At 66.6% G+C, this 19740-nt stretch carries 18 protein-coding genes, 1 tRNA gene and 2 rRNA genes; 14 read left to right on the plus strand and 7 right to left on the minus strand.

What is annotated here, in order from left to right; genetic code table 11:
- The first annotated feature begins 116 nt into the window (after nt 1-116).
- Together D1409_RS13795 and rrf are read left to right on the plus strand one after the other, a co-directional pair.
- Nucleotides 117-3039 (plus strand): 23S ribosomal RNA (locus D1409_RS13795).
- A 143-nt stretch (nt 3040-3182) separates the two neighbouring features.
- A 5S ribosomal RNA gene (gene rrf, locus D1409_RS13800) occupies nt 3183-3305 on the plus strand.
- A gap of 149 nt (nt 3306-3454) precedes the next feature.
- Here the strand turns inward: rrf and D1409_RS13805 are convergent.
- Nucleotides 3455-3949 carry a DUF309 domain-containing protein gene (locus D1409_RS13805; RefSeq protein ID WP_123537556.1) on the minus strand — a complete coding sequence of 165 codons (495 nt, stop codon included), beginning with the start codon at nt 3947-3949 and terminating at the stop codon, nt 3455-3457.
- A 110-nt stretch (nt 3950-4059) separates the two neighbouring features.
- On the opposite strand from D1409_RS13805, the gene D1409_RS13810 reads away from it, so the two are divergent.
- Entirely contained in the window at nt 4060-4467 is a 408-nt protein-coding gene (locus D1409_RS13810) for an acyl-CoA thioesterase (protein ID WP_123537557.1), read from the plus strand.
- A 6-nt stretch (nt 4468-4473) separates the two neighbouring features.
- Here D1409_RS13810 and D1409_RS13815 read toward each other — a convergent pair whose 3' ends face one another.
- Both D1409_RS13815 and D1409_RS13820 read right to left on the minus strand, forming a co-directional pair.
- Complete coding sequence (locus tag D1409_RS13815) at nt 4474-4809, minus strand: hypothetical protein (RefSeq protein WP_123537558.1); 336 nt, start codon at nt 4807-4809, stop codon at nt 4474-4476.
- 60 nt (nt 4810-4869) lie between these two features.
- Nucleotides 4870-5970, minus strand: coding sequence for a S1C family serine protease (locus tag D1409_RS13820; protein WP_235853557.1), 1101 nt, complete (start codon nt 5968-5970; stop codon nt 4870-4872).
- Between the two features lie 209 nt (nt 5971-6179).
- Between D1409_RS13820 and D1409_RS13825 the strand changes: the two genes are divergently transcribed.
- The 4 genes from D1409_RS13825 (at nt 6180) to D1409_RS13840 (ending at nt 9252) form a co-directional block, all read left to right on the plus strand.
- Nucleotides 6180-6263, plus strand: a tRNA-Leu gene (locus tag D1409_RS13825).
- A gap of 150 nt (nt 6264-6413) precedes the next feature.
- Nucleotides 6414-6608 (plus strand): hypothetical protein, encoded by a 195-nt coding sequence (locus D1409_RS13830; RefSeq protein ID WP_123537560.1) that lies wholly within the window; start codon nt 6414-6416, stop codon nt 6606-6608.
- 618 nt (nt 6609-7226) lie between these two features.
- Complete coding sequence (locus D1409_RS13835) at nt 7227-8057, plus strand: inositol monophosphatase family protein (RefSeq protein ID WP_123537561.1); 831 nt, start codon at nt 7227-7229, stop codon at nt 8055-8057.
- A gap of 58 nt (nt 8058-8115) precedes the next feature.
- Complete coding sequence (locus D1409_RS13840) at nt 8116-9252, plus strand: DUF63 family protein (RefSeq protein WP_123537562.1); 1137 nt, start codon at nt 8116-8118, stop codon at nt 9250-9252.
- A gap of 73 nt (nt 9253-9325) precedes the next feature.
- Here the strand turns inward: D1409_RS13840 and D1409_RS24565 are convergent, their stop codons facing one another.
- The 3 genes from D1409_RS24565 to tbsP form a co-directional block, all read right to left on the minus strand.
- The gene (locus tag D1409_RS24565) at nt 9326-9481 is read right to left on the minus strand and encodes a hypothetical protein (RefSeq protein ID WP_164471687.1); all 156 of its coding nucleotides are present in this window, start codon (nt 9479-9481) and stop codon (nt 9326-9328) included.
- A gap of 197 nt (nt 9482-9678) precedes the next feature.
- The gene (locus D1409_RS13845) at nt 9679-11415 is read right to left on the minus strand and encodes a YcaO-like family protein (RefSeq protein WP_123537563.1); all 1737 of its coding nucleotides are present in this window, start codon (nt 11413-11415) and stop codon (nt 9679-9681) included.
- Nucleotides 11416-11455: 40 nt separating this feature from the next.
- Nucleotides 11456-12274 (minus strand): transcriptional regulator TbsP, encoded by an 819-nt coding sequence (gene tbsP / locus D1409_RS13850; protein WP_123537564.1) that lies wholly within the window; start codon nt 12272-12274, stop codon nt 11456-11458.
- Between the two features lie 194 nt (nt 12275-12468).
- On the opposite strand from tbsP, the gene glyA reads away from it, so the two are divergent.
- From glyA to lwrS, 7 genes are all read left to right on the plus strand, one after another.
- Nucleotides 12469-13743, plus strand: a complete 1275-nt coding sequence (glyA, locus tag D1409_RS13855) for a serine hydroxymethyltransferase (protein WP_123537565.1) — start codon at nt 12469-12471, stop codon at nt 13741-13743.
- A 93-nt stretch (nt 13744-13836) separates the two neighbouring features.
- Nucleotides 13837-14469 (plus strand): hypothetical protein, encoded by a 633-nt coding sequence (locus D1409_RS13860; protein ID WP_123537566.1) that lies wholly within the window; start codon nt 13837-13839, stop codon nt 14467-14469.
- Nucleotides 14470-14623: 154 nt separating this feature from the next.
- Nucleotides 14624-15679, plus strand: coding sequence for a siroheme decarboxylase subunit beta (ahbB, locus tag D1409_RS13865; protein ID WP_123537567.1), 1056 nt, complete (start codon nt 14624-14626; stop codon nt 15677-15679).
- A 19-nt stretch (nt 15680-15698) separates the two neighbouring features.
- Nucleotides 15699-16403 (plus strand): precorrin-2 dehydrogenase/sirohydrochlorin ferrochelatase family protein, encoded by a 705-nt coding sequence (locus D1409_RS13870; RefSeq protein WP_123537568.1) that lies wholly within the window; start codon nt 15699-15701, stop codon nt 16401-16403.
- On the plus strand, nt 16400-17725 hold the full coding sequence (gene hemA / locus D1409_RS13875) for a glutamyl-tRNA reductase (protein WP_123537569.1): 1326 nt from the start codon (nt 16400-16402) through the stop codon (nt 17723-17725). The genes D1409_RS13870 and hemA overlap by 4 nt, the downstream gene beginning before the upstream one ends.
- 554 nt (nt 17726-18279) lie before the next feature.
- A complete protein-coding gene (locus tag D1409_RS13880; protein WP_123537570.1) occupies nt 18280-18555 on the plus strand; it encodes a 4a-hydroxytetrahydrobiopterin dehydratase in 276 nt (91 codons plus the stop codon).
- Between the two features lies 1 nt (nt 18556).
- Nucleotides 18557-18982 carry an LWR-salt protein gene (gene lwrS, locus D1409_RS13885; RefSeq protein WP_123537571.1) on the plus strand — a complete coding sequence of 142 codons (426 nt, stop codon included), beginning with the start codon at nt 18557-18559 and terminating at the stop codon, nt 18980-18982.
- A gap of 27 nt (nt 18983-19009) precedes the next feature.
- On the opposite strand, the gene D1409_RS13890 is transcribed toward lwrS, so the two are convergent.
- Complete coding sequence (locus tag D1409_RS13890) at nt 19010-19696, minus strand: YIP1 family protein (protein WP_123537572.1); 687 nt, start codon at nt 19694-19696, stop codon at nt 19010-19012.
- Nucleotides 19697-19740: the final 44 nt, after the last annotated feature.

Raw genomic sequence — 19740 nt, forward strand, 5'->3', positions numbered from 1 at the left:
CGGTTGGGAAGGGTCCGATGCCGTCCCCGACGACCGCCGGGGTCGAGCGATGACGACCGTGTGTACGTGCAATCCAGACGTCAACTGGATCCGTATCATCGGGATACGTGTATCCGACGTAGTGGCTACTATGCCACTCGGTGAATGGCTCGGCTCGAGTGCCGACGAAGGACGTGCCAAGCTGCGATAAGCCTGAGGGAGCTGCATGGAAGCGAAGAACTCAGGATGTCCGAATGGGAATCCCCTCCGCAATTGCTTTGCGCAATGGGGAACGCCGGGAATTGAAACATCTTAGTACCGGTCGGAAAAGAAATCAAACGAGATATCGTCAGTAACCGCGAGTGAACGCGATACAGCCCAAACTGAAGGCCTCACGGCCGATGTGGTGTATTGGGCCGGCGATCAGCGTCCGAACCTTCTTGTGAAGTCTCCTGGAACGGAGCGCGATACAGGGTGAAAGCCCCGTAACGAGAGGTAGTACGACGTGAGCCGGTTCCGGAGTATCGGGGGTTGGAAATCCCTCGTGAATATAGCAGGCATCTACTGCTAAGGCTAAATACTCCTCGAGACCGATAGCGAACAAGTAGCGCGAGCGAACGCTGAAAAGTACCCTCAGAAGGGAGGCGAAACAGGGCCTGAAATCGAGTGGCGATGGAGCGACGGGGCATACAAGGCCCGTTCGAGAACGACAGAGGCGTGAGCCTCCAGTAGGACCGAACGGGAGCCGATGTTCCGTCGTACGTTTTGAAAAACGAACCAGGGAGTGTGTCTGTTTGGCGAGTCTAACCGGTTCATCCGGGGAGGCATAGGGAAACCGACATGGCCGCAGTGCTTTGCACCAGGGCCGCCGTGTTCAAGCGCGGGGAGTCAAACTGACACGACCCGAAACCGGACGATCTACGCGTGAGCAAGATGAAGCGTACCGAAAGGCACGTGGAAGTCTGTTAGAGTTGGTGTTTTACAACACCCTCTCGTGATTTACGTGTAGGGGTGAAAGGCCCATCGAGTTCGGCAACAGCTGGTTCCGACCGAAAAATGTCGAAGCATTACCCTCGCCGAGGTAGTTCGTGGGGTAGAGAGACTGATTGGTGTGACCGCCCTCGAGAGAGGTCGGCACGCCTGTCAAACTCCGAACCTACGAACGCTGTGGACGCGAGGAGTTCGGTGCGCGGGGTAAGCCTGTGTACCGTGAGGGAGACAACCCAGAGTTAGGTTAAGGTCCCCAAGTGTGGACTAAGTGCGATCGAAGGTGGTCTCAAGCCCTAGACAGCCGGGAGGTGAGCTTAGAAGCAGCTACCCTCCAAGAAAAGCGTAACAGCTTACCGGCCGAGGTTTGAGGCGCCCAAAATGATCGGGGCTCAAGTCCACCACCGATACCTGACCGCAGATTTCAACTTCTGACCGTGTAGGTCGGCGTTCTGATTGGGTGGAAGCACGGCCGAGAGTTCGTGTGGACCGATTAGAAACGAAAATCCTGGTCATAGTAGTAGCGAAAGTCGGGTGCGAATCCTGACGGCCAAAAGAGCTAGGGTTCCTCAGCACTGTTCGTCAGCTGAGGGTTAGCCGGTCCTAAGTCTCACCGCAATTCGAATGAGACGAAATGGGAAGCAGGTTAATATTCCTGCGCCGCTGTTCACTGAAAGTCGACGCCTTGGGTTCATCTGAGCCGGGCCTTCGCCCGGTCGACCTGTCCAACTCCGTGGAAGCCGTAATGGCACGAAGCGGACGAATGGCAGTATAGCGCAAGTCAGACTACCCTGGGGCCCGTGAAAAGACGAGAACAGTGTCCGTACCGAGAACCGACACAGGTGCTCATGGCGGAGAAAGCCACGGCCTGTCGGGATCAATCGACGTTAGGGAATTCGGCAATTTAGTCCCGTACCTTCGGAAGAAGGGATGCCTGCCTCGGAGAGAGGCAGGTCGCAGTGACTCGGGGGCTCCGACTGTCTAGTAACAACACAGGTGACCGCAAATCCGCAAGGACTCGTACGGTCACTGAATCCTGCCCAGTGCGGGTATCTGAACACTCAGTACAATGAGACGAAGGACCCGTTAACGGCGGGGGTAACTATGACCCTCTTAAGGTAGCGTAGTACCTTGTCGCTTCAGTAGCGACTCGCATGAATGGATCAACGAGAGCCCCGCTGTCCCAACGTTGAGCCCGGTGAACTGTACGTTCCAGTGCGGAGTCTGGAGACCCCCAAGGGGAAGCGAAGACCCTATAGAGCTTTACTGCAGGCTGTCGCTGGGACGTGGTCGCTACTGTGCAGAGTAGGTAGGAGCCGTTACACAGGTACCCGCGCTAGCGGGCCACCGAGGCATTCATGAAACACTACCCGGTAGTGACTGCGACCCTCACTCCTGGCGGAGGACACCGATAGCCGGGCAGTTTGACTGGGGCGGTACGCGCTTGAAAAGATATCGAGCGCGCCCCAAGTCCATCTCAGCCGTGTCGGAAACGCGGCGAAGAGTGCAAAAGCAAAAGATGGACTGACAGTGATCTTCCCAACGAGGATCGCTGACGTGAAAGCGTGGTTTAGCGAACCAATTTGCCCGCTCGATGCGGGCCATTGCTGACAGAAAAGCTACCTTAGGGATAACAGAGTCGTCACTCGCAAGAGTACATATCGACCGAGTGGCTTGCTACCTCGATGTCGGTTCCCTCCATCCTGCCCGTGCAGAAGCGGGCAAGGGTGAGGTTGTTCGCCTATTAAAGGAGGTCGTGAGCTGGGTTTAGACCGTCGCGAGACAGGTCGGCTGCTATCTATTGGGGGTGTCATTGGTATCTGACGGGAACGTCCGTATAGTACGAGAGGAACTACGGATGGACGCCACTGGTGTACCGGTCGTCCGAGAGGGCGCTGCCGGGCAGCTACGCGTCACGGGGTAACGGCTGAACGCATCTAAGCCGGAAACCCACCTGGAAAAGAGATACCGCCGAGGTCTCTCGTAGAAGACGAGTTCGATAGACTCGGGGTGTACGCACCGAGGCAACGAGGTGTTTAGCCCGCGAGAACTAACAGACCGAAGCCACCAATCATACCGCAACTGGATATACGGTCCCGATGATTCGGGTCCGGGCGGAAACTGGATTGCACATACATACGGTCACATATCGGATCACCGATAACTGGCGTTCCGAACGCGGCGTTCGGACGCGGTTCGATTCCGCGGATCGGCGTTAGGGCGGCCATAGCGGCGGGGTTTACACCCGTACCCATCCCGAACACGGAAGTTAAGCCCGCCTGCGTTTCGGCGAGTACTGGAGTACGAGAGTCTCTGGGAAACCTGATTCGCCGCCTCCACTCATTCCCGGCCACATTCGGCCGGACACACTACCCTCGACGAGCCACAGCGCTCGTCGGGGGGTTTCGTCATTTTGTACGAAGAGCGATAGCCACGCGGTCGATAGTCGTTCGTCGAGCGTGCTCGAACCGGACGCGGAGAGAAGCGACTACTCCAGTTGATCCGCGAACGCGCGGTCCAGATCGGTCGCGACGGGGCGGTCACCGTCGAGTTGAATCTGCCAGTCTTCCAGCACGGTCGGGTCGGACAGCGCAGCGGAGAGGGTCGAACGGACGTCCGCCACGTCGACGCCGTAGTAGTCGTCGGGGACGCCGTCCAGGTACTGGAGCGCGGTCTCGAACAGCGACCGCATGCCGTCGTCGTTCTCGAAGTCGAAGTGTTTGTACGCGCCAGCGGCGGCCTGGACCATCCCGTGGAGGAACTTGCTCTCGGTGGTGCCGCGGCCGTAGTTGTACCACTCGTCCTCGAAGCAGTCGTGGGACTCGTGGTACGCCCCGCTGTTGAACAGGCGGACGCCGTGGACGACGGCGCGGCGGAGCGTGCCGTGTTCCCAGCCGTTCGACGGGCCGCGGTCGGCCCGCCAGCCGGTGGGTTCGCCCGACGTGGGCGGCCCGACGCCGTGGTCGCGCGTGTGTTCGTCCATTGGGAGGGACTACGGGTGCACGCCGTGTAGGTTCGTCGGTCCGCCGGTTCGTTCGGGCACTGGCTCGGTGAGCCGTGGCTGTTAACCCGCTACCGGTCGACCGTCGTGGCATGGACGCCGTCTTCGAACACGAGGTGCCGGTGCGGTATCGAGACCTGGACACGTACGGCCACGTCAACAACGTCGTCTACGGGACCTACTGCGAGGAGGCGCGGGTCGCGTACGTCGAGGAGGTGCTCGAACTCGACGATATCGACGAGTTCTCGGCGGTCGTCGTCTCACTGGACATCGACTTCCAGTCGTCGGTCACGGAGCTGACGACCGTCGACGTCGCGGTCTCGGTGGTCCGACTGGGCGAGTCGAGTTTCACGATGGCGTACGAACTCCGGCAGGGCGGTGAGCTGGTCGCCGAGGCCGAGACGACGCAGGTGTTCGTCGACCCGGAGACTCGCGAGTCACGGCCCATCCCCGGAGAGTGGCGCGAGCGCGTGGCGGCGTTCGAGGGGCTAGACGACTGAGGGCGGTCAGATCGATTCGTCGGGATCGTACTGCTCGGCCATGCGGGTCGCTTCGGTGGCGTAGCGGTCGCGCTCTTCCTCGTCAGTGACCTCTCCGAGGTTGTCCGGTGAGACGTCGACCGCGGCGGTCGTCTCTCGGACGTCGTTGAAACTCGTGAGCGCGCGCTCCTTGCGGAAGTACCGTCGGCCGTCCGGGGTCGCGTACACGAGGATGATGATGTTCTGTTCGTCGTCGGAGTAGGTGCGTTCGACGAGCCAGACCTGTACGGTCTCATCGCTCTCATCGCGTCCGCTCGACGGCCCAGACGTCGCGACAGGACTCTCGTCCGTCTCGTCGTTCATAGTCGAACAGACGGACCGAACGGAGATACATGTTCGCCGGTCGAACGCGTCGGTCGCCCCTCAGGACGTGCCGGGTGCGGGTCGTTCTCCGACCGTCGCGTTCACGGTCCGTTCCTGGCCGTCGCGGAGGACAGTCATCTCGACCGTCTCACCGGGTCGGGTCTCGGTCACGAGATAGGTCGCCAGGTCTTCGCTCGTGGTGACCGTCGTGCCGTCGATGGTGCGGATCACGTCGCCGCCGACGGGGACGATCTGGCCGGAGGCGTTCCCGTAGCCGGTCGCGCCGCGGAGCACGCCGCTGGCCGGTCCGTCGTCGACGGTGGAGACTACCACGACGCCCTCGGTTCGGTCGAGGTCGTTGGCTTCGGCGACCGCCGGCGTGACGGGCCTGCTCGAGATACCGAGGTAGGGGTAGTCGAACGAGCCGTTGGTGGCGAGCGCAGGGGCGACGCGCTCGATGACCGACGCGGAGACGGCGAAGCCGATGTTCTCGGCGCCCTGCTGTGCGATGCCGGCGGTGTTGACGCCGACGACGGTGCCGTCACAGGTGACGAGCGGGCCGCCGGAGTTACCGGGGCTGATCGGCGCGTCGGTCTGGACGACGTTGGGGATCTCGAAGCCTCGCTGGGTCGGGAGGCTTCGGTTCACGCCGCTGACGATGCCGTGGGTGATGGTCTCTTCGAGGCCGAGGGGGTTGCCGAGCGCGGCGACCTTCTCGCCGCGGTCGGGGTCGGAGTCGGCGACGGAGAGGCCCTCTGCGTTCTCGGGGGCGTCGGAGACGTTCACCACGGCGAGGTCGGCGTAGGTGCTCCGGCCGACGACGGTTCCGGTCCGGAACTCGTTCTCGTCGAACTGGACCTCGACGGTGGCCGCGTCGCGGATGACGTGGGCGTTCGTCACGATGTGGGTGTCGCCGGTCTGGTTCACGCCGGACGCGTCGGCGGCGTCGTAGACGAAGCCGGACCCCTGTCCGGTGGTGGTCCGGACGGAGACGACGGAGTCGATCGTTCGGTCGAACAGCGCCTCGTAGTCGCACGCGGCCTGTTGCTGGTTCGACTGCTGTGCGGGGTCCCCGTCGGGAATCGCGAGGGCCATCACGCCCCCGACGCTCCCGATCAGGAGTAACGCGGTCACGAAGACGGCTGCTGTGGTCCGTTGCATCGTCTACACGTTACCGACGTGCCCGCAAGAGTCCCGGAAACCGTTTCGTCGGTTCCGAGAGGTTACTGCGACACCGAGAACCGTTCGGCGCTGGCTAACGCGAGAGACGACCGGACCCGAGCGGCTAGGTCTCGCGTACTCCGGGCGCTCGCCGCCGGACGACGACATCGTAGCCTATTCAAGTATCTCAGTCGAACGTGGGCCTGCGTGCGAGGGTAGCCAAGCCTGGAAACGGCGGCGGACTCAAGATCCGCTCCCGTAGGGGTCCAAGGGTTCAAATCCCTTCCCTCGCACTGCTCGGACCCACGCGGTCCCTCGCCAGTGCAGGAAGCCCGCTTCGGAGCGGTCTTCCCTCGCAAAACTTCTACCCGGGAGCGAGACGCCAGTCCAGTAATGCGGAAGTCGGGACCAAACTTATCACATTTCGGTCCCGAACGTGAGATATGGCAACGGACGACACGGCACGGGACCCGCTCGATGTGCCACCGCTGGAACACACTGCCTTTTTCGACATCGACACCAGAGACGGGTATGTCCGTATCGACCAGTCGTGGGGCGACCAGACGCTGTACACCCCCGAGGAGGCCCGGGACATCGCCGAGTCGATCATCGAGATGGCCGACGAGGCCGAGGACTAGCGGGTTTTAGCCGACGGATCGCGTTCAGCAGCTGTGCTTGTTGATAAGTTGTTTCGAGAGTTTGTGTTGTGGAAGGTAGTCGAGTTTGAGTGACCGCAGTCGAGAGCGAGTACTGAAAGCCCTCGGCGCGCTCTCGGTCGCTGTCTCCGAAAATCGAAGATTTTCGGGATGACGAGAGAGCTTCGCTCTCGAACCAAGCGGCATATCCGCGCTCGAACACCTGCACCGCGCCGCACTCGCGCGGATAGGGGCCGCTCAGTCGACTACGGGCTTCGCCCGCGAGCGCGCCTCGCCCTTTCAATCCGCCAGGGCAGAACCGCAGACAGCCTCACGCCTCCCCAACCGACTGCGGTGCTCGCTTCGCTGTGCTCCTCGTCCCTCGCACGATGCTGTCGCGGCATGAACGCCGCGACAGCGCGCGCCACCGCAATTGTTCACTGTGGGCTGCACCGAGCATCCAGCACCGGAGGCGCCGGTTCAGGCGAGCGGCTCCGTCGCTCGCGCTTTTCACCCGTGTTTTAGCCGAGGGGGTTCCCGCAGGGCGCCGCCGGCGTGCGAGGACCTCCTCTCTAGAAAAGATGGCGTGGCACCTATTTGTCCAGCACTCGGAGGACAGATGTGACAGACGCACACAGGAGAGTAGCGGTGGCCGAGCGCGCGGCCAGGGCGGGCGGCGCCGTCGCTCGACAGTCCTTCCGAGGGGACCTGGCGGTGGAGACGAAGGCGGACAAGAACGATCTGGTGACCGAGTCGGACCGCGACGCCCAGCGACAGGCCGTCTCGACGCTACGGGCGGAGTTCCCGAACGACGCGGTCGTTGGTGAGGAGGACGCGGTGCCGCTGGGGACGCCCGGCGAGGCGGTCGAGATCCTGTCGACGGTGCCGGAGTCCGGCGACACCTGGGTGGTCGACCCGATCGACGGGACGGCGAACTTCGCGCGCGGCCTTCGCACGTGGGCGACGGCCATCTCGGCGGTGGTCGACGGCGAGATCGTCGCGGCGGCGACCTATCTCCCGGCGACGGAGGACGTGTACGCGGCGGGCGACGGGCCGGGGACCCGGAACGGGAACGCGCTGGCGGTGAGCGACCGGACGGACCCGGAGACGTTCGCGGCGGCGCCGGTCGGGCGGTTCGAACGCGACGCGGGCGCCGAGCTGGGGGCCATCGCCGAAGCGGTGGTCGAGCGACTGGGGGATTTCCGGCGGTTCGGGAGCATGCAGACGACGCTGGCGTTCGTGGCGAGCGGCGAACTCGACGCCGCGTTCGCGACGTACACGCCGGACCCGTGGGACACGCTGGCGGGGATCCACCTCGTCCGGCGGGCCGGTGGGACGGTGACGGATCTAGCGGGCGAACAGTGGACGCGAGAGAGCGAGGGAATCGTGGCGAGCAACGGGGAGGCACACGAGGTCGTCTGCGAGGTGGCGCGGGCGGCGGAGTCACGGTAGTGAGGCGCTTGCGGGAAGGACCGGAAGGCTAAACAGCGAGACGCGCGGGGTTGCGGGCATGGAAAGCGAGCAGGTTCTGACGGAGCGCAACTGGCTCGCGGCGTTCGTCGCGACGCTGGCGGCGCTCGTCGGCGGTTCTCTCGTCGCCACCGAGCAGGTGTACGACCGGTTCATCTGGCAGTACTTCTGGGGACCGGTGTACTCGGACGCGAACGACGCCCGCTGTGCGGTCCAGACCGGCGACGGAATCGAACTACTCGGCGGGGACGCCGCCTGTCAGGCCGCCGAATCCACGGGCGTCGTCGCCTACACCGGGTACTCGACCGTCTCCGAGGTGGGGTACATGGTCGCGCTCGTGTTCCTCATCATCGGGGTGCTCCTGCTCCTCAACCGACTCGCGCTCGGTCAGGACCGCGCGCTCTTTTTCTCGCTCGTCCCCTTCATGCTGTTCGGCGGGGCGCTCCGGGTAGTCGAGGACGCCACCGACGCGGCGACGGCCGCCGGTGTGGACCCGGCGATCGGCTTCCCGCTGAACACGCTACTCATCAGTCCGATCATCTACGTCACGGTGTTCGTGATCACGCTGGCCGCGCTGCTGGTGAGCGCGCGACTCGAATCCACCGGGACCGTCGCGGACCGCCATCGGACGATGGGAATCATCGGGACGGGCGTGCTCGGGCTGACGCTCGCGTACCTGTTCGGACTGGCCATCACCGCCGACTACGTCGACTTCTTCCCGCAGATACTCGTGCTGGACGTGGTGATCGCGACCGTCCTCGCGTACGTCATCTACCTCGCGGTCGACCGGTACAAACCGGAGATCAACGCCGGGACCGGCCAGATCGGACTGGTCGTCATCTGGGCGCACGCGATCGACGGGGTCGCGAACGTCATCGCCGCCGACTGGACGACCACGCTGGGCCATCCGTTCACCTACGGCGCGAAACACCCGGCCAACCGGATCATCATCGAGATCACCGAGCAGTACCTGCCGGGGTCCATCGCCGCCGTCATCGGGACGTCGTGGCCCTTCCTGGTCGTGAAACTCGTCGTCGCGGTCGCTATCGTGTGGCTGTTCGACGAGCGGATATTCGACGAGAGCCCCCGGTACTCGATACTCCTGCTGGTCGCCGCGACGGCGGTCGGGCTCGGTCCGGGGACGCGTGACATCCTGCGAGTCACGCTCGCGATCTGAATCGGTCCGGCGGTCGGCCCCGTTCTCGCGGCCGCACGGCTCCGGGGCGCGTTGGTACCGGAAAACAGTGTCGTCAGACCTGTTCGAGCGCCGACTCCGGGTAGTACCGGCTCCCGCAGGTCGGGCACTCGGCCACGGTCAACTCGCCCCCGTTCGACGGGGACGCGACTTCGGTCCGAACCAGTTGCTGATCGCAGTCTGTACACGGGAGGTCGAACTCGGATACCATGATACGCTCCTCTGACGAACCGCTTCGAGCCTGCAGAAGCGACGCCAGGTGCCATGTCAACTATGGACATGCTCCGGCATAAATTCTCGCATCAGTCGCTTTCTTGGCAAATTACGCGCCGTCGCCCGATTAGGAAAAGCGGGGTGCCACGGGGTACGATGGAGCTCGTCCTGTCGGTGGAGAGATCCGTCACCGCGTCAGGGGTACGGGTGATGATCGCGGTCGAGGGCGGGTTCGAAGCCCATGTCGGCCGGGACGGTCCGGGCGCGCTCGCCGAAGTAGGGGTCGCCGAAGAAGAGCGGCTGTGCGCCGGGGACGACGACGCGGACGGCCTCGAAGCCGAGTCGCTGGACGTCCCTCGTGGTGGTCCGGGCGGCGTAGGGAGCGAGGCCGGCGTCGACGACCCGGTCGAGGACGGCGTCGAGATGCTCCACGCCCCCGGGGACGGACTCCGGGCCGACGGAGTCGGCGGGCACCGACTGGTCGGGGTCGACGAACTCGTCGACGACGGGCGGTCTGCCGGCGTAGCGGGCGATCGCGCCGTCGGCGTCGGCGGCGCTCTCTCTGCCCATGCCGTCGAGTTCGACCCAGTTCTGGACGGCCTCGGCGAGTGCGTTGCGCGCGGCGCGGCCGGCGTCGAGGTGGGCGGCGGTGCCGAGCGCGAGTTTCGGCCACTCCTCGCGGGTGACCGCGACGGCGACGACGGGGACGTCCACGTCCTGCGTGAGGAGGAGGGCAGTCGCGTCCAGCCCTTCCGCGCCGGCGCGGGCCGCCAGGCGCTCGTACCCGTCGTCGGCCACCTCGAGGCCGAGCGGGTCGTAGTTCGAGTACCAGGCGATGGTCGTCGCGTCGCGTTCGACGACCTCGTAGAGGCCCGACAGCAGCGCTTCGACCGAGGAGTTCCCGAGTCCCAGCCCGGTCGTGACCGCGGGACGGATCGTCCGCTCGGGCGGTGGGTAGTGGACGACCTCCGCGGGGAGCGAGACGGGCCGGTCGGTGACGAGGTCGGTCCCGCGGACCCACGGGCGTTCGGCGCGGTCGCCGCCCGAATCGACGCCGTCGCCGTTCCCCGTCCAGTCGTCGGGGCGAACGAACGCGGAGGGGGCGACGGCGTCGGCGAGGTCGGTGGCTGCGGCGGTCTTGAACTCCTCGCCGCGGTAGACGCCGGCGCAGTAGCGCTCGTATCCCTCGCCGAGCGCCTTCATGAACGCGGCGTCCCAGCCGGGGTCGACGCCGGCGGCCTGTCGAGAGGCGGTCGCGTCGGCGAACGCGCCGGTGTCGCAGATCTGCGCGAGGTAGTAGGGCGCGGGGTAGGATTCGGCCTCGCCGACCTGCTGGACGACGCCGACGCGGTCGTCCAGGCCGCGCTCGGCCCGGGCGAGCGCGCCTTCGACGTCGCGGTCGAGATAGTCCCTGTCGAGCGTCCGGTCGCGGTCCGCGCCGCAGGCACACCCGGGGACCGGGAGGAACTCGCGTTCGGCGTGGGGGAGTTCGACGACGGTGCCGAGCGGGTCCGACGCCGCGGGGTCGAGGAACGTCGCGGCGCGGCGGCCGGCCACGGCGCCGGCGAACCGCGCGGTCGCGTCCGAGGGAGCGGCCGTCGGGTCGGCGTCGGCGGCGACGTTGGATTCGACGCGGGCCGAGAGGCATCGGTAGCAGGCGCCGTCGGGGTCGAAGCCGGTGACGGAGGCGTCGACGACGGGGACGCCGCCGATGCCGCCGAGTTCGACGGCGAACCAGGGCGTCCCGGCGTCCCGTGCCCGTTCGTTCGCCCGTTCGAAGGTCGCCGCTCCGGCGTGGTCGACGACGACGCCGAGGCGCGTGCCGGGGCCGACGTCCGCCACGTCCACCCGCTCCACGGGTTCGCTCACGTCGCCCAGCGCCGCCTCGACGGCCGCGGCGGCCGGGCCAGATCCGACGAGTCCGACTGTCATGGGTACGGGGAGGGTACGGTGGGTAGAAAAGCCCGGGGACTCACTCGTCGAGCCGGCGCTGTGCGATCGACGCCAGTTCCGGGATCGGGGCGTCTTTCAGGTCGTCGCTGGCCAGTCGGAGGCGAAGGCGGGGCCGCCCCACGTCGATGGGCACCTTCTCGGTCTCGACGAGGTCGCTGTCCTCCAGGCGCGTCTTCATCCGCGAGAACGTGGCCTTGCTGGCGAGGCCGACGTCCTCGCCCCACTTGCTCATGTCGTAGAGCAACTGGCCGTTCCGGGCGGCGACCAGCAGGGAGATGGCGACCTCGTCTAACCCCTCGCCGTCGCCTTTCGCGACGGGGAGCGAGTCGAGCAGGTCGTCGAAGTCCTCGGCGGTGTCGGCGCCGATGTCGGCCGCGAGCGTCTCGCGGACACGCGAGAGGGGCGGTGTGCGAAGCGAGTACGGCTCGGCCTCGTCCCACTCGCGCTCGTAGCGGTCGCGCATCGCCGAGACGAACGCCTCGTCGGTCGCCGTGAGCCCGCCCACGCGGTCGTCCGCGGCGACGAGCGACACGACGGCGGACTCGGTCACGAGCAGGGAGGCTTCGGGGGCCTCGGTCAGGACCCGCAGTTCGAGCGTGTCGGCGGCAAGGAGATCCGCGGCGTGGCCGGCGACGATGAAGTCGGCCATCACGTCCTTGATCGGGTCGCCGGGGGCGAGCAGTCTGACCGTCGGCGGATCCGCGACGTCGTGGAGACAGAATATCAGTTCGGAGATAGTCTCCCGGGTCGGGTTGACGGCGTACACGAGGCCGCTACTGTCCCGAACCACGCCAGCGAGAACGGCACCGACGTCGCCTTCGAGAAAGTTCGTACTCATCTGATAGCTATCCTGTTTCGCATTATCACACTTAATTTTACCGCCAGCCATCGCTGAATTGACCCGAGCACACCCGTTCGACGGCGATTCGGTTCGCCTCCCTCGGTTAGTCCGCTCCGGTCGACGCCGGGCGTTCGACGCACGCGGAGCGCGGAAAAGGTAGATTATTGACGGCGCGTCGCCGACAGGCAAGCATGAACTACGATACGGTCCGGTCGGTGGACCCGGCAGTGGCCGACGCGCTCGAGGCGGAGGTCGACCGTCAGGGCAACACGCTGGCGATGATCGCCAGCGAGAACCACGTGAGCGAGGCGGTCCTGGAGGCACAGAGCTCCGTGCTCACGAACAAGTACGCCGAGGGGTACCCGGGCGCACGCTACTACGGCGGCTGCGAACACGCCGATACCGTCGAACAGCTCGCGATCGACCGCGCGAAGGAGCTGTGGGGCGCCGAGTACGTCAACGTCCAGCCCCACTCTGGCTCGCAGGCCAACATGGCCGTCTACACGGCGATGCTCGAACCCGGCGACAAGATTTTCTCGCTGGACCTGACTCACGGCGGTCACCTCTCGCACGGCCACCCGAAGAACTTCGCCGGCCAGGTGTACGAGGTCGAGCAGTACGAGGTCGACCCGGAGACGGGCCGCCTCGACTTCGAGGAGATCCGCGCCCAGGCCGAGGAGTTCGACCCCGACATGATCGTCTCGGGCTTCTCCGCGTACCCGCGCGAGGTCGAGTGGGAGTCCTTCCAGGCCATCGCCGACGACGTGGACGCCTACCACATGGCGGACATCGCCCACATCACGGGACTCGTCGCCGCGGACGTGCACAGTTCGCCGGTCGGCGTCGCGGACTTCGTCACGGGGTCGACCCACAAGACGATCCGCGCCGGCCGCGGCGGCATCATCATGGCCGACGAGGAGTACGGCGACGCCATCGACAGCGCGATCATCCCCGGCACGCAGGGCGGGCCGCTCATGCACAACATCGCCGGCAAGGCCGTCGGCTTCCAGGAGGCGCTCCAGCCCCACTTCGAGGAGTACGCCGAGCAGACCGTCGCCAACGCGCAGGCGCTGGCCGACCACCTGCAGGAGCACGGCTTCTCGCTGGTCTCCGGCGGCACCGACAACCACCTCGTGCTCGTCGACCTCCGCGACTCCCACCCCGACGTGACCGGCAAGGAGGCGGAAGAAGCGCTCGAAGACGTGGGGATCGTCCTCAACGCCAACACGGTCCCGGGCGAGACCCGCTCGCCGTTCGTGGCCTCGGGCATCCGCGCGGGCACGCCCGCGCTGACGACCCGCGGCTTCGACGAGGACGCCTGCGAGACCGTCGGCCACTGCATCGCCGAGGTCATCGACAACCCCGACGACGAGGACGTGAAGGCCGAGGTCGCCGAGATCGTGCAGGGCCTCTGCGAGGAGTACCCGCTCTACGGCGACGACAGCGAAGGCCTCGTCTTCGAGTAAGCGACCCTGTCGGGTCCGCTCCTCTCTGCCAGTTCTGCGGAGCGGTCGCAGTCGCGGGACATTCTTTTCAGCGTACCGGACGGAGTCGTCGACATGACTGACGGTCCCCAGCGGAGCAGGCGGGTGGTCCTCCGACTGAGTGCCCTCGCGGTCGCCGGGACGGCGGGCTGTGCGACCTTCGAGACCGAGACCACGACTGACCCGCCGCCAGAGAGCGTCGACAGCCCCGAGGACGGTGACGGAGCGGGGGCCTCGGCCGACGACGAGGCGGGAGAGTCGACGGCCAACCCAGATGAAACTCCGTCGGCGACATCCGAAACCGCCGATTCGGCGGAGTCGACCCGGACCGACACGGCCCTCGACCTCCGGGAGGCCAACGTCACCGACGTCGAGTTCGAGGAATCGGACGGCGCCTCTCGCTTCTCGGTCACTCTCTATCACGACGACGACGGCGAGGACGGCTACGCGGACTGGTGGCAGGTGGAGACACTGGACGGCGAGCGACTGGGTCGGCGGGACCTCGCCCATCCGCACTCGACCGATCCGTTCACGCGGTCCGAGACGGTCGAGATTCCCGCGGAAGTCGCCTGTGTCGTCGTCCGCGGCCACGACCAGACCCACGAGTACGGCGGTCGGGCGATGCTGGTGGATCTCGACAGCGGCGAGATGCGGGCTGTCGATCAGGGGTCGGAGCCGGAGTCGTTCGAGGCGGGCGACTGTCCCTGAACGGTGGGCGCGACCGGTCGAGGCAGTGCAGATCGGTGGCGGTGCGGTGCGGAGCGGTGGCGGTGCGGCCCGGCGATCGGCCCGCCGTCACCGATCGGCCCTGGAACCTGCCGTAGACGGGCCGTTTATACCGATCCGTTCCCGAGTATCCGGTATGACCGACCTCGACGCGACGGACCGGGCGATCCTCAACGCCTATCAGGGCGGGTTCCCGGTCGTCGCGGACCCCTACGAGTCGGCGGCCGCCGCGCTGGCCGACCACGGCGTGGACGTGACCGCCGAGGAGTTACACGACCGCCTCTCCCGTCTCGACGAGGAGGGCGTCCTCACTCGCTTCGGCGCGCTGATCAACGCCGAGGCCATCGGCGGGACGGCGACGCTCGTCGCGATGCACGCTCCCGAGGAGCGCTTCGACGAGGTGGCCGAGCAGGTCAACGCCCACGCCGAAGTCGCGCACAACTACGAGCGCGAACACCCGCATCTCAACATGTGGTTCGTCGTCAGCGTCGCCGACGAGGACCGCGTCGCAGAGGTACTCGCCGAGATCGAAGCGGAGACCGGCCAGGAGACCTACAACCTCCCGAAACAGCGGGAGTTCCACGTCGGCGCGAAGTTCCCCGTCGAGGGCCCCCTGGAGGACGTCGACGGCGGGATCGACCTGTCCGATCTGGGTCCCGAGGTCGAGGCGGAGGACCGCGACAGCCTGACGCCGCGGGAGCGCGACCTCGTCGTGGAGATTCAGGGCGGGTTGCCGACGACGCGGACGCCCTACCGGGACGTGGCCGAGGCGCTGGGCGAGGACGTCGACTGGGTACTGGAGACGATCAAGCGCTTCGACCGGGAGGGGAAGGTCCGCCGCGTGGGCGTCATCCCGAACCACTACTCGCTGGGCTACTCCGAGAACGGGATGACCGTCTGGAACGTCCCCGGCGACGTCGTCGACGAGGTCGGCCCCGAGATAGCGGCCTTCGACTTCGTGACTCACTGCTACCGGCGGCCTCGCCACGACGGCGTCTGGGAGTACAACTTCTTCGCGATGACCCACGGCCGCAGCGAGGAAGAGAGCGAGGCCCGCGTCGAGCAGGTCCGCGAGAAGATGGCCGAGCACTGGGACGTGACCGACGAGGACTGGGACACGCTGTTCTCGACGGGTATCCTCAAGAAGACCGGCATCCGCATCGAGGAACGCGCCGACGCGAACACCGCATGAGACGGGAGGGAGTCCAGTCGTGATCCCGCTGCTCCACGACTTCGAGGGCGAGACGGTGCTGGTGTTCGGCGGCGGCCGCGTCGGCGCCCGGAAGGCCCGCAGGTTCGCCCGCGAGGCGCGGGTGGTCGTCGTCAGCCCGGAGTTCGCCGAGGTGGACGGCGATGGCGACGGCGAGGCAGAGGGAGATGGCGGCACGGACGCCAGTCGAGCCGACTTCGGCGACGCGGAGCTGGTCCGCGAGGCGCCCGGCCCCGACGACGTACCCGACTGGTTCGACCGGACGGACCCGGCCCTGGTGGTCGCTGCGACGGACTCCGACGAGTTGAACGAGCGGATCGAGACGACCGCACGTGACCGCGGCGTCCTCGTCAACCGCGCCGACCAGCACGGCGAGCGCGACGCGGGGAGCGTCGTCGTGCCGGCGACGGTCCGCGACGACCCGGTCGTGGCGGCGGTGGCGACGGGCGGCGCGAGCCCGGCGCTGAGTCGATACCTCCGCCAGACGATCGAGACAGAGATCGACGACGCGGGCGCGATGGCGGAGTTGACCGGCGAGATCCGCGCGGAGCTACAGGCGGAGGACGTGGAGCCGGCGGTACGGCGCGAGGCCGTGCGGGCGGTTGTCAGGTCGGACGCGGTTTGGAAGGCTTTAGATAGTGGGGTACCGAATGGGAGACAAGTGGCAGCGGACGTGATTTCGGACGTGACAGGTGAGAACGCGTGACGGTGGGCACTGGCGTCATCTCGGCGGCGAGCGTGGACATCGACCGCGCGACGGTCGACGAGCTCGAAGCGGCGACCGTCGAGAGCCAGCGCGGCGCCGTCGAGCGCCTGCTGTCGGTCCCCGCCGTCGAGGAGGCGTACGTCCTCCAGACCTGCAACCGCGTCGAGGCCTACGTCGTCACGAACGACGGCCCCGACGGCCGCGCGGCGCTCGACGTCTTCTTCGAGGAAGTCCCCGAGGACGTGCTCGTCGAACTCGGCCACGAGGAGAGCCTCCGGCACCTCATGCGGGTCGCCGCCGGACTGGAGTCTATCGTCGTCGGCGAGGACCAGATACTCGGCCAGGTCGGCGACGCCTACGAGGACGCCCTCGCGGCGGGTGGCATCGGGTCGCTCCTCGAAGAGGGCGTCACCAAAGCCATCCACGTCGGCGAGCGCGCTCGCACCGAGACGGCCATCAACGAGGGGTCGGTCTCGCTCGCGAGCGCCGCGGTCAAACTCGCCGACGACGAAGTCGGCGTCGACGGCGAAGCCGCGCTCGTGGTCGGCGCCGGTGAGATGGGGCGACTCGCGGCACAGACGCTCGCGACGCGGGTCGACCACCTCTACGTCGCCAACCGCACCGCGGAGCGGGCCGAACACCTCGCGGACACGGTCGACGCCGACGCGACAGTTGTCGACCTCGCGGACGTCGCGGACGCGGTCGACGAGAGCGCGGTCGTCGTGACCGCGACCGGGAGCACGGACTACGTGTTCGAGAAGTCGACCGTCGCCGGTTCGGGCGAGACGTTCGTCGTCGACATCGCCCAGCCCCGCGACGTAGAGCCGAGAGTGACCGAACTCCCGGACGTGACCGTCCGCGACCTGGACGCGCTGAAGACGGTCACCGACGAGAACCGCGCCCAGCGCGCGGAGGCCGCGACGGTCGTCGAGGGCCTGATCGACGTGGAGTTCGACCACCTGCTCGCCCAGTACAAGCGAAAGCGGGCGGACAGGGTCATCTCGGCGATGTACGAGAGCGCCGAGCGCGTGAAGGCCCAGGAGGTCGAGACGGCGCTCGGCAAGGCCGACCTCGACGCCGACCAGCGCGAGGTCGTCGAGGCGATGGCCGACGCTATCGTCAACCAGTTGCTCGCCGCGCCCACCAAGAGCCTCCGCGACGCCGCCGAGGAGGACGACTGGTCGACCATCAACACCGCGCTCCAGCTGTTCGACCCCGAGTTCGGCGGAGAGAGCGAGGAAGCGGTTGACGGCGACGAGATCCCCGCGCACATCCGCGACCAGATGCCCGACGCCGTCTTCGACCAGCTGGGCGACGACTAGGTGCCGTTCTCTCTAGCAGCGTTGTGTGTGGTCTCCGACTCCGAGCAACAGCCGTGTCGACCGTGACCGGAAACAGCGTGAAAGCCCCGACCCGTTCGACTCGGGAGGCTCGCTGCGCGCGCTCCCTGCGGTCGCGTGCTTGCATCACCTTCCTTCGTCGAACGGGTCGCCCCTTTCATTCCCACCCACTCAGACTGTTGAACCAGCAGACCTGGGCGGGAATGAAAGGGGCCGCAGTCTCCGGGAAGACGGGCGACGTAAGCACCGTGGTTCGAGAGAGCGAAGCTCTCTCGTCATTGCGGGAAATCGTAGATTTCCCGCTTGCAGTCAGATTCCTCCGGAATCTGACGACATCACGAAAGACGGCAAAGCCGTCTTTCGAACGACAACGAAGTGAGGAGCGCAGCGAGCCCATCGACCGGAGACTGCGGGGGCTTTCACGCTGTTTGCGGTAGCAGGTCGAGTAGCGGTCACATCGACACGTACTCGAAAGTCACCAGCAGTTCCCGCCCGTCGGCCGAACTTTGATGCGGATACCGCTCCACCGTTCGAACATGGCAGACCTGCTTTCAGACGAGGAGATCGAGGAGCAGCTACCGGCCGAGTGGGAGCGCGACGGCGACGAGATCGTCCGAACGTACGAGTTCGACGCGTACCTCGACGGCGTCGGGTTCGCGGCGGGCGCGGGCGGGGTCGCACAGGACGCGTTCCACCACCCCGAGATGACCATCGGCTGGCGCGAGGTGGAGGTGCGGCTGACGACGCACGACGAGGGCGGGATCACGGACAAGGACGTCGAACTGGCCGAGCGATTCGACGACCTCCAGTGAGATGACGCCGGGGGACGAGACCCGGGGCGATGGGTCCGGGGCGGGACGCCCGGACGCGGCCTACGTCTTCCGAGTGACCGTCCGGCTCGACCCCGACGTGGACGGGGTGTGGGCCGAACCGGACACCTTCGAGACGACGGTGTTCAGGGAGGCAGACCAGCCCGGTGAGCCGGGGTGGCGCTACTTCCGGGACAACCTCTGGCACGGCGAGTGCGGCGACGAGGCGTACATGCGAGAGGTGACCGAGGACGCGCTCGGAACGGCCGTCGATACGGTGTCGTTCCGGGAGCTACGGACGAGCCAGGCGTATCTCGACGACCTCCGGGCGGCGGTCGCCGATGACCTCGACGCGTTCAACGCCGACTCGGTCGACGAGGCGCTCTCGAAATATCTCGGGAGTTCGATCCACGTCACCGACGACGTGTGAGCGACGCCGCTCGGGGGTCGTCCCCGTTCAGACGAGACCGAGCGCCTGCGCCGCGAGGCCGGCGAGGTTCCCGAGGGCGTTCAGACCGGCGATGGCGCCGGGGAGAGCGACACAGACGAGCGCCTGGCGTCGGGTGAGTTCGCGGGAGTACTCGGCGGCCAGCACCCACAGGTACACCATCCAGAGCGTGAAGAGCGGGCGGAGGGCCTGGAGGGCGACGCGGACCGGATTACCGACCACGTTCGCCCGGGCCCACTGCTCGACGGCGGCCTCGGACTCGAACGTCGGGGCGTCGAGGAAGAGCGCGATCATCACGACCGAGGTGGCGAGCATGGGCACGAGCGTGGGGACGAGCGTCCAGCCGACGAAGGCGAGGACGCGTCGGAACGAGCCCGTGCCGTCGTAGTAGCGAGAGACCAGGTACGTGACGAGGGAGACGACGACCCAGAGGACGAAGTAGAGCACGCCGGTCCCCCACAGCGCGAGGACGATCTGTCTTGGCGCGGAGATCCGCTGGCTTCCGGCGGCGTAGACGATCTGCTCGGCCTCGATACCGGTTATCACGTCGCCGACCGACCGGAGGAGGACGACGGTCGTCAGTAGCGCCAGCAGCGCGTGCGCGGAGACGACGAGGGCCGGGCCCACGAGCGAGTAGTCGTCCTGCCGGCGGTCGAAGAACGTCCGCGGGTCGGTGACCAGCGTCCACAGGCCCATCGTTCATCAGCAACCTGAAGCCTCTGTAGCATAAATCCGCCCGG

The sequence above is a fragment of the Halosimplex salinum genome (assembly GCF_003730195.1).
GTDB classification, from domain to species: domain Archaea; phylum Halobacteriota; class Halobacteria; order Halobacteriales; family Haloarculaceae; genus Halosimplex; species Halosimplex salinum.

Excerpts from the sequence above, each read along its gene's own strand:
- D1409_RS13810 (WP_123537557.1), top strand. The coding sequence starts at position 4,060 with ATGGACGCCGTCTTCGAACACGAGGTGCCGGTGCGGTATCGAGACCTG.
- D1409_RS13805 (WP_123537556.1), bottom strand. The coding sequence starts at position 3,949 with ATGGACGAACACACGCGCGACCACGGCGTCGGGCCGCCCACGTCGGGC.
- D1409_RS13840 (WP_123537562.1), top strand. The coding sequence starts at position 8,116 with ATGGAAAGCGAGCAGGTTCTGACGGAGCGCAACTGGCTCGCGGCGTTC.
- D1409_RS24565 (WP_164471687.1), bottom strand. The coding sequence starts at position 9,481 with ATGGTATCCGAGTTCGACCTCCCGTGTACAGACTGCGATCAGCAACTG.
- ahbB (WP_123537567.1), top strand. The coding sequence starts at position 14,624 with ATGACCGACCTCGACGCGACGGACCGGGCGATCCTCAACGCCTATCAG.
- D1409_RS13820 (WP_235853557.1), bottom strand. The coding sequence starts at position 5,970 with ATGCAACGGACCACAGCAGCCGTCTTCGTGACCGCGTTACTCCTGATC.
- tbsP (WP_123537564.1), bottom strand. The coding sequence starts at position 12,274 with ATGAGTACGAACTTTCTCGAAGGCGACGTCGGTGCCGTTCTCGCTGGC.
- D1409_RS13890 (WP_123537572.1), bottom strand. The coding sequence starts at position 19,696 with ATGGGCCTGTGGACGCTGGTCACCGACCCGCGGACGTTCTTCGACCGC.
- D1409_RS13880 (WP_123537570.1), top strand. The coding sequence starts at position 18,280 with ATGGCAGACCTGCTTTCAGACGAGGAGATCGAGGAGCAGCTACCGGCC.
- lwrS (WP_123537571.1), top strand. The coding sequence starts at position 18,557 with ATGACGCCGGGGGACGAGACCCGGGGCGATGGGTCCGGGGCGGGACGC.
- D1409_RS13830 (WP_123537560.1), top strand. The coding sequence starts at position 6,414 with ATGGCAACGGACGACACGGCACGGGACCCGCTCGATGTGCCACCGCTG.
- D1409_RS13815 (WP_123537558.1), bottom strand. The coding sequence starts at position 4,809 with ATGAACGACGAGACGGACGAGAGTCCTGTCGCGACGTCTGGGCCGTCG.
- D1409_RS13860 (WP_123537566.1), top strand. The coding sequence starts at position 13,837 with ATGACTGACGGTCCCCAGCGGAGCAGGCGGGTGGTCCTCCGACTGAGT.
- glyA (WP_123537565.1), top strand. The coding sequence starts at position 12,469 with ATGAACTACGATACGGTCCGGTCGGTGGACCCGGCAGTGGCCGACGCG.
- D1409_RS13845 (WP_123537563.1), bottom strand. The coding sequence starts at position 11,415 with ATGACAGTCGGACTCGTCGGATCTGGCCCGGCCGCCGCGGCCGTCGAG.